Source organism: Micromonospora chaiyaphumensis, from assembly GCF_900091435.1.
Taxonomy (GTDB): domain Bacteria; phylum Actinomycetota; class Actinomycetes; order Mycobacteriales; family Micromonosporaceae; genus Micromonospora; species Micromonospora chaiyaphumensis.
Genome location: NZ_FMCS01000001.1, coordinates 956317 through 971639 on the forward strand (window position 1 = coordinate 956317; position 15323 = coordinate 971639).

The following is a 15323-nucleotide window of genomic DNA, read 5'->3' on the forward strand; positions in this document are numbered from 1 at the left end:
GTTTCGGCTGCGCACCTGCCGCGTACCTCATGCCCTCTCGGCCTGGAGGAAAAGCTCATGAAACTGCGACGATGGATAGCCGCCGGCGCGGTCGCCGTGGCCACCGCCGCCACCCTCAGCAGCGTCCCGGCCGCGGCCGGCCGCCCCTACGACCCCGCCGACCAGAGCCTGCGCAACCTCGCGCAGCGCCACGGCCTGGCCATCGGCACGGCCGTCGACATGGCCGCCCTCGACGACCCGGCGGACCCGCGGTACCGCCAGCTCGCGGCGTCGGAATTCTCCACCGTCACCGCGGAGAACGTGATGAAGTGGGAGAGCCTGGAGCCGACCCGCGGCACCTACAACTGGGAGCCCGCCGACCGGCTCCTCGCCTTCGCCAAACAGAACAACCAGCGGGTACGCGGGCACGTCCTGGTCTGGCACAACCAGCTGCCCGGCTGGTTGACCAGCGGTGTGGCCGACGGCTCCATCAGCGACACCGAGCTGCGCGACATCCTGCGTGAGCACATCACCGCCGTGGTCACCCACTTCAAGGGCCGGATCTGGCAGTGGGACGTGGTCAACGAGGCGGTCAGCGACCCCTGGGACACCCCGTCGACCCTGCACTACAAGGGGTTCTGGGCCGAGCACCTCGGCCCCGGCTACATCGCCGACGCCTTCCGGTGGGCCCGCGCGGCCGACCCGCATGCGCTGCTGTTCTACAACGACTACAACATCGAGGCCTTCGGCTCGCGCGACCCCGCGAACGACAAGACCCAGTTCGTGTACGACATGGCCAGGAGCCTGCTGGCCCAGCGCGTGCCGATCGACGGCATCGGCAGCCAGGGCCACCTCGGCACCCAGTACGGCAACTTCGACACCTTCCAGGTCGCCGAGGCGCTGCGGAAGTTCGCCGGGCTGGGGCTGGCCACGGCGTTCACCGAGGTCGACGTGCGCAGCCAGCTCACCGAGGGGGTCCGGGCCGGCGACTCGAACGAGATCAACCCGCGCCTGCAGGCCTCCGCGGCGAACTTCAGCGTGCTGCTGCGGGCCTGCCTGGCCGAGCGGCACTGCCTGTCGTTCACCGTCTGGGGATTCACCGACAAGCACTCCTGGGTGCCCGGCTGGTTCTCCGACCCGCCGGAGGGCCTGGCGACCATCTACGACGAGAACTACCAGCCCAAGCGGGCGTACCAGGAGATGAGGGCCGACCTCGTCTACAGTGGCCCGCCGTACGTCCTGCCGCGCGTGCCGCAGCGGCCGCGCCGCTAGGCGCAGCGGGTCCGGGCGGAGCCGGTCGGTCGACCGGCCCCGCCCGGCCGGGTGCTGGGGCCGTCGGGAGGATCGCCCTTCAGCGGTGCTGGCCGGCGCGGAGCATCTCGATCGTCTTCGTGACGCGCTGCGCCCGGGTGGCCTCCCGCTTGGCCTCGCCGACCCAGCGGACGAACTCCTTGCGGTGCGAGGGGGCCAGCGCCTCGAACGCCGTCCGCGCCGGGGCGTCGCCGGCGAGAGCGGCGGCCAGGTCCTCGGGCACCTCGACGGTACGGGGCTCCGCGTCGGCGGCGACGGCCACCTCGTACGTCGACCCGATGCTCACCCCGGCCTGCTCCCGCGCCGCGCGGGACAGCCCGATCAGGTTCTCGCCGCCCATCCGGGCCAGCCGCAGCGGCAGCGTCACCCCGTTGACGTGCACCCGCACCGGGAACGTCCGGCGACCCTCCCCCACGACGGACACCTGCTCGTCGGTCAGCACGAACGCGCCCGCCGGACCGCGCTGTTCCAACGTCAACGTCACGGTGAGAGTCTCGGCCATGACGTCATCGTAGTATTACCAATCGGTAGGTTCGGTGATCGGATGGATACCGACATGGCCCTGGCCGACACGGCAACCGCGAGCCGCACCGCCCGCGCCCGCTCCTGGTGGGGCTGGGGCTGGGCGGACGCACATCCCGACGACGCCGAGTGCGCGGCGCTGGGCGCACTCCTCCCCGGCACGCTCGCGCGCCCGCTGCCCGTCCCCCGGGTCGCCGACCTGCGGATCGCCCGGCCCGCCGTCGAGCCGCCGCGGAGTCTCGCGCACCTCGTCACCGACGACCCGGAGGCGCGCGCCGCGCACGCCATGGGCAAGGCGTACCGGGATGTGATCCGAGCCCTGCGCGGCCGTCCCGGGCGGATACCCGATCTGGTCGCCCGGCCGGCGGACGACCAAGACGTGGCCGACCTCCTGGAGTGGGCCGGCGGCCGTGGCGTGGCGGTCATCCCCTACGGCGGGGGCTCCTCGGTGACCGGGGGCGTGGAGTACCGCGGCGACGCACACCGGGCGGTGCTGTCGCTCGACCTGACCGCGATGGACCGGGTGTGCGAGGTCGACACCGAGAGCCGCGCCGCCCGCATCCAGGCCGGCGTCCTCGGCCCGGCACTGGAGGACCAGCTCCGGCCGCACGGCCTGACGCTGCGGCACTTCCCGCAGAGTTTCGAGTTCTCCACGCTCGGCGGCTGGCTCGCCACCCGGGCCGGCGGTCACTACGCGACCGTCCACACGCACATCGACGACTTCGTCCAGGCCCTGCGGTTGGTCACCCCGGCCGGCGCCGGCACGTCGTGGCAGGTGCCCGCGTCCGGCGCCGGACCGTCTCCGGACCGGCTGTTCCTCGGTTCCGAGGGCACCCTGGGCGTCATCACCGAGGCGTGGATGCGGCTGCAGGACCGCCCCCACCACCGGGCCTCCGCGTCGGTCCGGTTCGCCGACTTCGCCGCCGCACTGCGCGCGGTCCGTGCGATCGCCCAGTCCGGCCTCTCCCCCGCCAACTGCCGGCTGCTCGACCCCGGTGAGGCCGCCCTGTCCGGCGCCGCCGGGGACGGCTCGTCCGTGCTCGTGCTCGGCTTCGAGTCGGCCGCCGTACCGGTGGACGCCCCGCTCGCCCAGGCGCTGGACCTGGCCCGCGCGCACGGGGGCCGGCCCTCCGCCGGCTCGGAGCGCCGGGGCGACGAGGCGGTCGGCGCCTGGCGCTCGGCGTTCCTCCGGATGCCGTACCTGCGCGACGGCCTCGCCCGGATGGGAGCCGTCGTCGAGACCTTCGAGACGGCCGCCACCTGGACCCGGCTCCCCGCCCTGATCGACGCGGTCCGTGCCGAGGTCGGCGCCGCCGCTCGCGCGGCCACCGGACATCCCGCCACCGTCAACTGCCGCCTCACGCACGTCTATCCCGACGGAGCGGCGCCCTACTTCACGGTGCTGGCCGGAGGCCGGCCCGGCGACGAGGTCGCCGTCTGGGACCACCTCAAGGAGGTCGCGACCGACGTCCTCCACCGCCAGCACGCCACCATCACCCACCACCACGCCGTCGGCCGCGACCACCGCCCCGGCTACGACCGGCAGCGCCCCGAACCGTTCGCTCTGGCCCTGCGCGCCGCCAAGACCGCACTCGATCCCCAGGGGATCCTCAACCCCGGCGTGCTCGTGGACTGAGCCGCGCTTACTCGGCCCGGGCCACCGCGCGATAGGCGCGCGGCGAGAGACCGATGGTGCGCTTGAAGGCGACGCTGAAGGCGCTTTCCGAGCCGTACCCCACATCCCGGGCGATGGTGGCGACGGTGCCGTCACCGCGGCGGATGCGGTCGGCGGCCAGCTCGATGCGCCACGCGGTGAGGTACTCCAGCGGGCCCTGGCCGACCACCTGCTTGAACCGGGCCGCCAGCGTGGACCGGGCCACGGCCGCGGTACGCGCCAGTTCGGCGACCGTCCACGGATGAGCGGGCCGGGCGTGCATACGTCGCAGGACGGTCGCTACGGTGGGATCGGTCAGGCCCGCCAACCAGCCCGAGGACGTACGGCCGGCGTCCCCCGCAAGGTAGAGGCGCAGGATCCGCACCAGCATGACGACGGCGAGGTGCTCGGCGACGAGCCGGGCGCCCGCCGCGTTCCGCTGCAGTTCCGCGTCGATCTCCTCGACCGCCCGTCGCACGGTCGCGGCCTCGGGTGTCCCGGCCGCCACGTGGAGGACCGGCGGCAGGCCGTCCAGCAGCAGCGCCTGAGCGCGGTCGGTGAACGTGAACGCGCCCCCGATGAGGAACACCTCGTCGCCGTCCCCGGCGCGGGCCACGCCGTCGACGGCCGCGACGAACAGGGGGCCCGCCGGCTCGGTCGGCAGGCTCAGGTCGCTGGCCAGGGTGAACGCGACCGGCCGGGTCAGCAGGAAGCAGTCACCCTCCCGGAGCCGGAGGGGATCCGCCACCCCGTCCACCCGGAGCCAGCAGGTGCCCCGGCGTACGACGTTGAACTTCACCCCGGCGGGCGGGTCGAACCGGACCGCCCACCGCCCTCCGGCCGCCAGGCCGGCGGACAGGCGGCTCGTCGCCCCGATCAGGGAGAGGACGTCCTCCAACGGGTCCACGCGCACCCTCCTCGGACGCTCGCTAAACTAATGCAGACGTCAAACTATAGGCCGTCCAGGCCAGCGGTCGTAGCGTTGCCGTCATGACCGAGAGCACACGCCTGACCACACCCTTCACCGCGCGCACCACCGCCGACGAGATCATCGCCGGCCTCGACCTCACGGGGCGCCGCATGATCGTCACCGGGGGCGCCTCCGGCATCGGCCTGGAGACCGTGCGCGCCCTCGCCCGCGCCGGCGCGGAGGTCACCGTGGCGACCCGCGACCCCGCCCGCGCGGGCGATCTCGTGGCCGAGTTCGCCGGTCCCGGGCCGGGCTCGGTCCGGGCGGCCGCGCTCGACCTGGCCGACCTCGACTCCGTCGACGCCTTCGTGGCCGGGTGGACCGGACCGCTGCACGCCCTCATCGCGAACGCCGGGATCATGGCAGTGCCGCACCGCGAGCTGACCCCGGAAGGCTGGGAACTGCAGCTGGCCACCAACTACCTCGGCCACTTCGCGCTCGCCCGGGGCCTGCGCGACAGCCTCCGGTCCGCCGGCTCCGCCCGGGTCGTGGTGGTCAGCTCCGGGGCACAGCTGCGCGCCGGCATCGGCTTCGACGACCCGCACTTCGCCCGCCGCCCGTACGACCCGTGGACCGCGTACAGCCAGTCGAAGACCGCCGACGTCCTCCTGGCCGTCGGCATCGCCCGCCGCTGGGCCGCCGACGGGATCACCGCCAACGCACTGGCCCCGGGCGTCATCATCACCAACCTGCAGCGCCACCTGAGCGAGGACACGCTCCGCTCCTTCGGCGTGACGACCGACGAGACGGGCACCCTGGCGGTGCCGGACCACTACAAGACCCCGGCCCAGGGTGCCGCCACCACGGTGCTGCTGGCCGCGTCGCCGCTGGTCGACGGCAGCACCGGCCGCTACTTCGAGGACAACCAGGAGGCGGAGGTGGTCCCGGGTGGTCCGGAGCCGATGACCGGGGTGGCCGAGCACGCCGTGGACCCGGCCGCCGCCGACCGGCTCTGGTCGTACGCCGAGGAGACTCTCGCCGCCCGCCGGAGCTGATCGCACTGCGGGGCGGCCGTGGCGATAGCCTCCGACGGTGGCCAGCTGGTACGAGCAGGACCTGAGCCTTGCCCTGGAACTCGCGGAACAGGCCGACCGGATCACCACGGCGCACTTCCGCGCGGGCTCGGTCGTCACCGTCAAGCCCGACCGGAGCCTGGTGACGGAAGCCGATCTGGAGACGGAACGGGCGCTCGCCGCGGTGCTGGCCGAGCGCCGGCCGGAGGACGCCGTCGTGGCGGAGGAACTGCACGGCGACCAGATCGGACAGGGACGCTGCTGGGCCATCGATCCCATCGACCACACGAACAACTTCGCTCGTGGCCTGGCGCACTACGGCACCTTGATCGCGCTTCTCGAGGACGGCCAACCGGTGGTCGGTGTGGTCAGTGCCCCGACACTGAGGCGGAGGTGGTGGGCTTCCCACGGTGGCGGCGCGTTCGCCGATGGGAATCGGATCCAGGTGTCGGCGGTGGATGAGGTCGCCGAGGCGCACCTGAGCTTCGCCGAACTGGACGTGTGGAATCGCCGCGGCTTGCTGGGTCCCTTGGTCGGGCTGGTGTCGGACGTGCGGTGGACGTTCGGATCGGGCGGCTTCCTGGCCCAGATGGCAGTGGCGGAGGGGAAGTTGGACGTCGCTCTCGACCCCACCGGGCACGTCTGGGACCTGGCCGCGAGCCAGGTCATCGTGCAGGAGGCCGGCGGCCGTTTCAGCGACCTGGACGGTCGCGTCGACGCCACGCGCGGAACAGCCGTCGTGACCAACGGCCTCCTGCACAAGAAGGTGCTCGCCCGGCTCGCCGGGCCATGAGCGCCGCGAACATCCCGCCGCCGGCACACCCGCGCGATGTTCCGTCGCCGGGTCAGAACCCCCGGGCGAGCCGGTAGTACGCCTGATTCCAGCGGATCTCGTCGGCGAAGCGGCGCGGGTTCGTGTCGGCGTCGATGACGACCAGCTCGGTGCGGCTCATCGCGGCCAGGTCGTGCAGCTCCTCCACCCCCACCGCCTGCGAGAGCACGGTGTGGTGCGGGGCGCCGGCGGTGATCCACGCCTCGGCCGAGCCGGCCAGGTGCGGGCGGGGGCGCCAGACGGCCCGGGCGACCGGCAGCCGGCGCAGCGGGTGCGGCGGCGCCACCACGTCGACCTCGTTGGCGACGAGCCGGAACCGCTCGCCCATGTCGGCCAGGCCCAGCACGACGGCGGGACCGGGCGCGGCGTCGAACACCAGCCGGACGGGGTCCTCCCGCCCGCCGATGCTCAGCGGGTGGATCTCGACGGACGGGGTGCCCGCGGCGATGCTCGGGCACACTTCGAGCATGTGCGCGCCGAGGACCAGTTCCCGGCCCGGCGTGAGGTCGTAGGTGTAGTCCTCCATGAACGAGGTGCCGCCGTCGACCCCGACCGCCATGGCCTTGAGGGTGTGCACCAGGACCGAGGTCTTCCAGTCGCCCTCACCGCCGAAGCCGTAGCCGTCGGCCATGAGGCGCTGCACGGCGATGCCGGGCAGCTGGCGCAGCCCGCCCAGGTCCTCGAAGTTGGTGGTGAAGGCACGGAACCCACCGGCTTCGAGGAAGGCACGCAGGCCGAGCTCCAGCCGGGCGGCGTAGCGCAGGGACTGGTGGCGGTCGCCGCCGGGGCGCAGCTCGGGCACCATGCGGTAGCTGTCGTCGTACTCCTTGACCAGGTCGTCCACCCGCGCGTCGGTGACCTCGCCGACGACCTCGACGAGGTCGTTGACGCCGTAGGTGTTCACGGAGACCCCGAAGCGCAGCTCCGCCTCCACCTTGTCGCCCTCGGTCACCGCCACGTCGCGCATGTTGTCGCCGAAGCGGGCCAGCCGCAGCGACCGCATGGCCGACCAGCCGATCGCCGCCCGCGCCCAGGCGCCCACCCGGGACACCACGCGCGGGTCGCTGACGTGCCCGGCGACGGTCTTGCGGGCCACCCCGAGGCGGGTCTGGATGAACCCGAACTCCCGGTCGCCGTGCGCCGCCTGGTTGAGGTTCATGAAGTCCATGTCGATCTCGTCCCACGGCAGCAGGACGTTGGCCTGGGTGTGCAGGTGCAGCAGCGGCGTCTGCAGGGCGTCCAGGCCGGCGATCCACATCTTCGCCGGTGAGAAGGTGTGCATCCAGGCGATCACCCCGACGGCCCCGTGCGCGGCGGCGTCCCGGCAGACCCGCAGGATGTCGCCGCTGGTGGTCAGGACCGGTTTCCAGACGACCCGGGCGGGGATGTGCGGCGAGCTGTCGAGCGCGGCCGCGATCTGCCGCGACTGGTCGGCCACCTGGCGGAGGGTGTCGTCGCCGTACATGGCCTGACTGCCGGTCAGGAACCAGATCTCAGGCGCAGCGTGCGTTGCCATGGGATTGCCTTCCGCGAGATGGCCGGTCACTTGTAGCGGATTCCGATCAGGCGCTGGAGCAGGATGAACGCGAAGAGCAGGCCGCCGATCACGATCTTGGTCCACCACGAGTTGAGACTGCCGTCGAACGTGATCAGGGTCTGGATGACCCCGAGGACCAGCACCCCGAGCACGGTGCCGAAGACGTAGCCGGAGCCCCCGGTGAGGACGGTCCCGCCGATGACGACGGCGGCGATGACGTCGAGTTCCATGCCGACGCCGATCAGCGGGGCGCCGGACAGCGTGTAGAAGGACAGCAGGATGCCGCCGATCGCCGCGCAGAGGCCGCTGATGGTGTAGACGGCGATCCGGGTACGCCCCACCGGCAACCCCATGAGCAGCGCGGACTGCGAGTTGCCGCCGATGGCGTACACGTTGCGGCCCAGCCGGGTGTAGGCCAGCGTGTACGCGGCCACGGCGACCACCGCGAAGGCGATGAGCACGCTGATCGAGACGAAGTTGCCGCTGGGGTTGCCGATCCGTTGCTGGGACATCCGGGTCCAGAACCCGTCGGTGATCGGGATGGACGAGCCGCTGATGAAGGTGCACATGCCGCGGGCGAAGAACATCCCCGCAAGGGTGACGATGAACGGCTGGATGTCGAAGAAGTGGATCACGCAACCCATGAGGAAGCCGAGCGTCGGCCCGATGAGCAACGCGATGATCAGCACCAACGCCGCCGGCAGCCCCTCGCGCAGCAGGAACGCCGACACCATCGCGGTCATGGCGACGACCGAGCCGACGGAGAGGTCGATCCCACCGGTGAGGATCACGAACGTCATCCCGACGGCGACCACGAGCAGGAACCCGTTGTCGATGAAGACGTTGAAGACGACCTGGATGTTCGAGAACGCGCGGTACTGGGAGACGCCGACGCCGTACAGGACCAGCAGCAGGACGAGGGTGGCCAGGACCGGGACGTGTCGCCGGGGCAGGCGCGACCGGGTACGCGCGGCCAGCAGGGAGAGCGTGGTCATGCCGGCACCTGCTCCTTCGGCTGCTCGCTGACGGGGGTGGGCCCGGCCGCCGGGGCTCGGCGCCGGGTGAAGCGGGCGCGGAATCCGGGCGCCTGGATGAGGCAGACCGCGATGACCACGACGGCCTTGAACAGCAGGGAGGTCTGGGGCGAGATGTTCATGGCGTACACCGTGGTGGTGAGGGTCTGGATGAGCAGCGCGCCGAGGATCGTGCCGCCGAGGGAGAACCGGCCCCCGGCGAGCGAGGTGCCGCCGATGACCACGGCGAGGATCGCGTCCAGTTCGACCCAGAGGCCCGCGGCGTTGCCGTCGGCACTGGACACGTTGGCGGTCATCATGAATCCGGCGACCGCGGCGCAGGCCGCGCTGATCACGTAGACGAGGAACGTGATCCGCCCGGACCGGATGCCGGCCAGGCGGCTGGCCTGGGCGTTGCCGCCGACGGACTCGATGATCAGGCCGAGGGCGGTCCGCCGGGTCACCGCGGCGACCAGCAGGGCCGCCGCGAGCGCGAGGAAGATGGCCAGCGGCAGGGTCAGCAGGTGGCCGACGCCGATCGCCTTGTACGGGCCGGAGTTGATGGTCAGGATCTGCCCCTCGGTGATGAGCTGGGCGAGGCCCCGGCCGGCGACCATGAGGATGAGGGTGGCGATGATCGGCTGGATGCCGATGACCGCGACGAGCACGCCGTTCCAGGCGCCGAGCACCAGGGCCACGCCCAGCCCGAGGGCCAGCGCGGTGAGCACCCCGCCGACGCTGTTCTGGTCGGGCTGCCGGCTGATGTAGAGGCAGGCGATGGCGCCGCTGATCGCGCAGAGCGAGCCGACCGAGAGGTCGATGCCCCCGGTGGCGATCACCAGCGTCATGCCGAGCGCCACCAGGATCAGCGGCGCGCTGAGCCGGAGGATGTCGACGAGGCTGCCGTAGAGGTGCCCGTCGCGCATCTGCACCGACAGGAAGCCGGGCCGGTAGACGGTGTTGGCGGCCAGCATCCCGACGAGGACGACGACCGGCCAGAACAGCCGGTGGGTCGTCAGCGCCCGGTAGGCCTTCGGGTCGCTCATGACGGCACCTCCTCGTGCCCCGCGCCGGCGGCGATGGTCTGCATGATGCGGTCGGCGTCGACGCTCTGGTCGTTGGTGAGCTGCGCGACCATCTCCCGGTCGCGCATCACGGCGATCCGGTGGCTGAGGCGGAGCACCTCCTCCAGCTCGGCGGAGACGAACAGCACCGCCATGCCGCCGTCGGAGAGCTGGGCGACCAGCCGCTGGATCTCGGTCTTGGCCCCGATGTCGATGCCCCGCGTGGGCTCGTCGAGGATCAGCAGGCGCGGCTCGGTGATGAGCCAGCGCGCCAGCAGGACCTTCTGCTGGTTACCGCCGGAGAGGTTGCCCACCGGGATGTCCGGGTCCGCCGGCCGGATGCTCAAGGCCCGCACGTACCGGTCGACCAGCTCGTCCTGCCGGCGGCGGGGAACGGGCCGGAGCCAGCCCCGGGCCGCCTGCAGGGCGAGGATGATGTTCTCCCGGACGGACAGCTCGCCGACGATGCCCTCGGCCCGCCGGTTTTCCGAGCAGAAGCCGATGCCGTGGCCGATGGCGGCCACCGGGTTACGCAGCGACGTGGGTGTGCCGTGCACCCGGACGCTGCCGTGGTCGGCGCGGTCGGCGCCGAACAGCAGCCGGGCGACCTCGGTACGGCCCGAGCCGAGCAGACCGGCGAGGCCGACCACCTCTCCCTCGTGGATGGTGAGGTCGAAGCGTGCCACCGCCGAGCGGCGGCCCAGCTCGCGGACGTCCAGCAGCGGTGCGCCCTCCACCGGCGCGGCCGCGTCGTGCCGGGACTGCTCGTCCAGTCGCTCCAGCGCCCGCAGCTCCTTGCCGATCATCTTCTCCACCAGGCCGAGCTGCGGAAGCTCGCTCGTCGGGTACTCGCCGACGAGCCGGCCGTTGCGCAGCACGGTGATCCGGTCGGCGATCTCGTAGACCTGGTCGAGGAAGTGGGTGACGAACAGGATGGCGAGGCCGTCGTCGCGCAGCTGCCGCATGACCCGGAACAGCTGTGCGACCTCGCCCGCGTCGAGGCTGGAGGTGGGCTCGTCGAGGACCAGCACCCGGGCCTCGACGTCGATGGCACGGGCGATCGCCACCATCTGCTGCACGGCCAGCGAATAGGTGCCGAGCTGGGCGTTGACGTCGATGTCGAGGTCGAGCCGGGCGAGGAGGGCGCGGGCTCGCCGGCGCATCTCCGCCCACCGCACCGCGCCGAGCCGGCGCGGTTCCCGGCCGATGAAGATGTTCTCCGCCACCGAGAGGTTGGTGCAGAGGTTGACCTCCTGGTAGACGGTGCTCACCCCGGCGGCCGTGGCCTGCATCGGGCCGCTGAAGGACACCTCCGCACCGCCGAGCGTGACGGCGCCGTGGTCGGTGCGGTAGACGCCCGTCAGCACCTTGATGAGGGTCGACTTGCCGGCGCCGTTCTCGCCCATGAGGGCGTGCACCTCGCCCGGGAGGAGGCGGAAGTCCACGCCGTCGAGCGCCCGTACCCCCGGGAAGGACTTGCTGATCCCGGTCATTGTCAGCACTGGCTGGCTACCTGTCATGCCGCCGGGCCTTTCCTGGTCGTCGAGGCGGTGCGCGGTGTGGGCGCGGCGGCCGGGCCTCGGGCCCGGCCGCCGCTCCGGATGCGGGGTCCGCGTCCCGCCGTCCGGTCAGTACTTGCGGTTCGGCAGTGCTTCCTTCGCCTGCTCCTGGGTGAAGGTGGTCTCCTGGGTCTCGATCCGGGCCGGCACCGACTCGCCGGCGTGCACCTTCTTGACCAGGTCCATGAGCTGGGGACCGAGCAGCGGGCTGCACTCGGCGATGAAGTTGAACTTGCCGTCGGCGAGGGCCTGCATGCCGTCCTTGACCGCGTCCACGGTGATGATGGTGATGTCCTTGCCGGGAACCTTGCCGGCCGCGGTGATCGCCTCCAGCGCGCCCAGGCCCATGTCGTCGTTGTGGGCGAACAGCACGTCGATCTTCGGGTTGGCCTTCAGGAACTGCTCCATCACCTGCTTGCCGCCGGCGCGGGTGAAGTCACCGGACTGGGAGGCGACGATCTTGAGGTTCGGGTTGGCGGCGATCGCCTCGGCGAAGCCCTTCTTCCGGTCGTTGGCCGGCGCCGAACCGGTCGTGCCCTGCAGCTCGACGATGTTGACCGGGCCGGTGGCCGACTGCTCCTTCTGCACCAGCCACTCCCCGGCGAGCCGGCCCTCCTTCACGAAGTCCGAGCCCAGGAAGGTCTTGTAGAGGGACTTGTCGGCCGAGTCGACGGACCGGTCGGTGAGGATCACCGGGATCTTCGCGTCCTTGGCCTCCTTGAGGACGGTGTCCCACCCGGACTCCACCACCGGCGAGAAGGCGATGACATCGACCTTCTGCTGGATGAAGTTGCGGATGGCCTTGATCTGGTTCTCCTGCTTCTGCTGCGCGTCGTCGAACTTCAGGTCGATCCCGGCCTCCGTGGCGGCCTCCTTGATCGACGTGGTGTTCGCCGTACGCCATCCGCTCTCGGCGCCGACCTGGGAGAACCCAAGCGTGATCGTGCCGTCGTCGCCGCCGCTGCCGCCCGTGTCGCTGTTGCCGCAGGCCGCCACGCCGGTGGCGAGCAGCGCGGCGGCGAGCACCGCGATGACCTTGCGGGACGGCGGGTATGTCCTCATTCTCTTCACCGCAAATCTCCTCGGGGTAAGCGTTCTCGAATGCCGCGCACCCCCGTGGTGCACGACCTGCGCTGGTGGTGGTGCTGCGGGTTGGTGCGACGCGGACGGTCCGGGGAGCGGCCGCGCGATCGGGGCGGCCGTCAGGGGCTCGCCGGTGCGGGGGGTCGCTGTCCGTAGACGTTCTGGTAGCGGTCGTACAGGGCGTCGACGTCGGCCGGCGCGATCGGCAGCGGCGCGCCGAGTGCCCGGGCCAGGTGCGCCGTGCGGGCGATGTCCTCGCACATGACCGCGGCCTTCACCGCGGCGCGCGCGTCGCGGCCGATGGTGAACACGCCGTGGTTGCGCATGAGCACGGCCGGCGAACGGTGCCCGGCGAGGGTCGCCACGATCCCCTTGCCGATGTCGTCGCCGCCGATCAGGGCGAACGGGCCGACCGGTATCTCACCGCCGAACTCGTCGGCCTGGGCGGTGAGGTGGCACGGGATCGGCTCGCCGCGGGCCGCCCAGGCGGTCGCGTACGCGCTGTGGGTGTGCACCACTCCGCCCACCTCGGGCAGGGCGCGGTAGACGTAGGCGTGGGCGGCGGTGTCGCTCGACGGCGCGAAGTCACCCTCGACGACGACGCCGTCGAGATCGCACACGACCATGTTCTCCGGGGCGAGGTCGTCGTAGTCGACCCCGCTCGGCTTGATCACCATCAGGTTCTGGCCGGGGACCCGGGCCGAGACGTTGCCGGCCGTCCAGGCGACCAGCCCGTAGCGGGTGAGTTCGGCGTGCAGCCGGGCGACGTTCTCCCGCAGCCGCCGGATCTCGGCGCTCATGCGACCACCTCCAGGGGCGTGTCGACCGGTGCCGCCGATCGCTCGACGGCGGCGTTGCGGATCGCGCGCAGGCGGGACATGACGTCGTCGCCGCCGCGTCCGAAGTGGTCGTGCAGGGACCGGTACTCGGCGTAGAGCGCGTCGTAGGCCCGCGCCCGCCCGGGGTCCGGCCGGTAGGCGTCGCGGTCCACCCGGCCCATCGCCGCGGAGGCCGCGTGGACGTCCGGGTACGCGCCGGCCGCGACCGCCGCGTGGATCGCCGAGCCCAGGGCCGGCCCCTGCGCCGAACCGATGAGGCTCAACGGCCGGTTGGTGACGTCGCTGTAGATCTGCATGAGCAGCGGGTTGGCGGTCAGGCCGCCGGCCACCACCAGCTCTCTGATCGGCACCCCCGCCGCGGCGAACGCCTCGATGATCATGCGGGTGCCGTAGGCGGTCGACTCCAGGAGCGCGCGGTAGACGTCCGCCGGCCGGGTGGCCAGCGTCAGCCCCAGGATGAGACCGCTCAGGTCGTGGTTGACCAGCAGGGACCGGTTGCCGTTCCACCAGTCCAGCGCGATCAGCCCGTGGGCGCCGACCGGCTGCGCCGCGGCCAGCTCGCAGAGCCGCTCGTGCGAGTCGACGCCCGCCGGTGCGGCGTGGTCGACGAACCAGCCGAAGATGTCGCCGACGCCGCTCTGGCCGGCCTCGTAGCCCCAGGCCCCGGGGCTGAGTCCACCCTCGACGACGCCGCACATGCCGGGCACCTCGGCCAGCTCGGTGCCGTTGACCACGTGACAGGTGGAGGTGCCCATGATGGCGACCAGATGGCCGGGCGCCAGCGCCCGGGCGGCGGCGGCGGTGACGTGAGCGTCCACGTTGCCGGCGGCCACCGCGATGCCCTCGGGCAGCCCGGTCCACCCGGCCGCCTGCGCGGTGAGGGCGCCGGCGCGGGCGCCCAGGGGAAGCAGCGGCCCGTCCAGCTTGGCGACGAAGCCGGCGAACCCCGGGTCGAGCGCCGCCAGGAAGTCCCGGGACGGGTACCGCCCGTCCTGGCGGATGCCCTTGTAGCCGGCGGTGCAGATGTTGCGCGTCTCCACCCCGCAGAGCTGCCAGACGATCCAGTCGGCCGCCTCGACGAACCGCGCGGCGTGCCGGTAGATCTCCGGGTCCTCGTCGAGGAGCTGCAGGCCCTTGGCGAACTGCCACTCGGCGGAGATCTTCCCGCCGTACCGGTGGAGCCAGGGTTCACGGCGCTCGTGCGCGAGGGCGTTGATCCGGTCGGCGTGCGGCTGCGCGGCGTGGTGCTTCCACAGCTTCACCCAGGCGTGCGGCCGGCTCCGCAGCTCGGGCACCTCGCAGAGCGGGGTGCCGTCGGCCAGCGTGGGGAGGACGGTGCAGGCCGTGAAGTCGGTGGCGACCCCGATGACGCGGGCCGGGTCGATCCCGGCGGCGGCCACGGCGGCCGGCACGGCGTGCCGCAGCACGTCCCGGTAGTCCTCCGGGTCCTGCAACGCCCAGTCCGGCGGGAGCGGCGTCCCGCCCGGGAGCGCCGCGTCGATGACGCCGTGCCGGTACTCGTGGACCGCGGTGCCGAGCTCCGCGCCGTCACCGACGCGGACCACCAGCGCCCGGCCCGACAGCGTGCCGAAGTCGATCCCGACGACGTACCGGTCCCCCGGTCCGTGCACATCCGCCATCTCCACCTCCCCGTGCCGTGGCTCACATTGTTAGCGCTCACATCGGCGTCGGTCAAGACGCGATCGCAACAGTCCCGTAACGGCGCGGTCATCGACCCCGCGGGCCGTGCCGAGCGGGTCGATCAAGCGGGGCGAACGCGTGTTAACGTTCACCAATATCGATGCATCGTCTCGGTCCTTCTGAGACGGTCGCTGGTGAAGGGGCGCCGCGGAACGCTGTTAGCGCTAACCCGCGAGCTCCCCACTGCGGCAGGCCGCGACACGTCGACGCCGCAGCCGGCCGAGCCGCTCAGGCCGGTCCGCGGCC

Annotated in this window: 13 protein-coding genes; 4 read left to right on the forward strand and 9 right to left on the reverse strand. The window is 72.2% G+C overall.

Annotation, left to right across the window (positions count from 1 at the left end):
- Positions 1 to 57 precede the first annotated feature (57 nt).
- Complete coding sequence (locus GA0070214_RS04540) at positions 58 to 1251, forward strand: endo-1,4-beta-xylanase (RefSeq protein WP_091259270.1); 1194 nt, start codon at positions 58 to 60, stop codon at positions 1249 to 1251.
- A 79-nt stretch (positions 1252 to 1330) separates the two neighbouring features.
- On the opposite strand, the gene GA0070214_RS04545 is transcribed toward GA0070214_RS04540, so the two are convergent.
- Complete coding sequence (locus tag GA0070214_RS04545) at positions 1331 to 1792, reverse strand: YdeI/OmpD-associated family protein (RefSeq protein ID WP_091259272.1); 462 nt, start codon at positions 1790 to 1792, stop codon at positions 1331 to 1333.
- Positions 1793 to 1834: 42 nt separating this feature from the next.
- On the opposite strand from GA0070214_RS04545, the gene GA0070214_RS04550 reads away from it, so the two are divergent.
- The gene (locus GA0070214_RS04550; protein WP_244167541.1) at positions 1835 to 3448 is read left to right on the forward strand and encodes an FAD-binding oxidoreductase; all 1614 of its coding nucleotides are present in this window, start codon (positions 1835 to 1837) and stop codon (positions 3446 to 3448) included.
- Positions 3449 to 3455: 7 nt separating this feature from the next.
- Here the strand turns inward: GA0070214_RS04550 and GA0070214_RS04555 are convergent, their stop codons facing one another.
- Entirely contained in the window at positions 3456 to 4373 is a 918-nt protein-coding gene (locus GA0070214_RS04555) for an AraC family transcriptional regulator (protein ID WP_091259276.1), read from the reverse strand.
- A gap of 83 nt (positions 4374 to 4456) precedes the next feature.
- Between GA0070214_RS04555 and GA0070214_RS04560 the strand changes: the two genes are divergently transcribed.
- Complete coding sequence (locus GA0070214_RS04560; RefSeq protein WP_091259277.1) at positions 4457 to 5431, forward strand: SDR family NAD(P)-dependent oxidoreductase; 975 nt, start codon at positions 4457 to 4459, stop codon at positions 5429 to 5431.
- Between the two features lie 37 nt (positions 5432 to 5468).
- Complete coding sequence (locus tag GA0070214_RS04565) at positions 5469 to 6242, forward strand: inositol monophosphatase family protein (protein WP_091259278.1); 774 nt, start codon at positions 5469 to 5471, stop codon at positions 6240 to 6242.
- A gap of 52 nt (positions 6243 to 6294) precedes the next feature.
- Here GA0070214_RS04565 and araA read toward each other — a convergent pair whose 3' ends face one another.
- The 7 genes from araA to araB form a co-directional block, all read right to left on the reverse strand.
- A complete protein-coding gene (araA, locus tag GA0070214_RS04570) occupies positions 6295 to 7797 on the reverse strand; it encodes an L-arabinose isomerase (RefSeq protein ID WP_091259279.1) in 1503 nt (500 codons plus the stop codon).
- A gap of 26 nt (positions 7798 to 7823) precedes the next feature.
- Positions 7824 to 8813 carry a galactofuranose ABC transporter, permease protein YjfF gene (gene yjfF, locus GA0070214_RS04575; protein WP_091259280.1) on the reverse strand — a complete coding sequence of 330 codons (990 nt, stop codon included), beginning with the start codon at positions 8811 to 8813 and terminating at the stop codon, positions 7824 to 7826.
- On the reverse strand, positions 8810 to 9877 hold the full coding sequence (locus GA0070214_RS04580; RefSeq protein ID WP_091259281.1) for an ABC transporter permease: 1068 nt from the start codon (positions 9875 to 9877) through the stop codon (positions 8810 to 8812). Before GA0070214_RS04580 ends, yjfF begins: the two co-directional genes overlap by 4 nt.
- Positions 9874 to 11415 carry a sugar ABC transporter ATP-binding protein gene (locus tag GA0070214_RS04585; protein ID WP_091259282.1) on the reverse strand — a complete coding sequence of 514 codons (1542 nt, stop codon included), beginning with the start codon at positions 11413 to 11415 and terminating at the stop codon, positions 9874 to 9876. The genes GA0070214_RS04580 and GA0070214_RS04585 overlap by 4 nt, the downstream gene beginning before the upstream one ends.
- Positions 11416 to 11523: 108 nt before the next feature.
- Positions 11524 to 12516, reverse strand: a complete 993-nt coding sequence (locus GA0070214_RS04590; protein WP_091259284.1) for an ABC transporter substrate-binding protein — start codon at positions 12514 to 12516, stop codon at positions 11524 to 11526.
- 140 nt (positions 12517 to 12656) lie between these two features.
- The gene (locus GA0070214_RS04595; RefSeq protein ID WP_091259286.1) at positions 12657 to 13337 is read right to left on the reverse strand and encodes an L-ribulose-5-phosphate 4-epimerase; all 681 of its coding nucleotides are present in this window, start codon (positions 13335 to 13337) and stop codon (positions 12657 to 12659) included.
- A complete protein-coding gene (gene araB, locus GA0070214_RS04600; protein WP_091259892.1) occupies positions 13334 to 15016 on the reverse strand; it encodes a ribulokinase in 1683 nt (560 codons plus the stop codon). The genes GA0070214_RS04595 and araB overlap by 4 nt, the downstream gene beginning before the upstream one ends.
- Positions 15017 to 15323 lie beyond the last annotated feature (307 nt).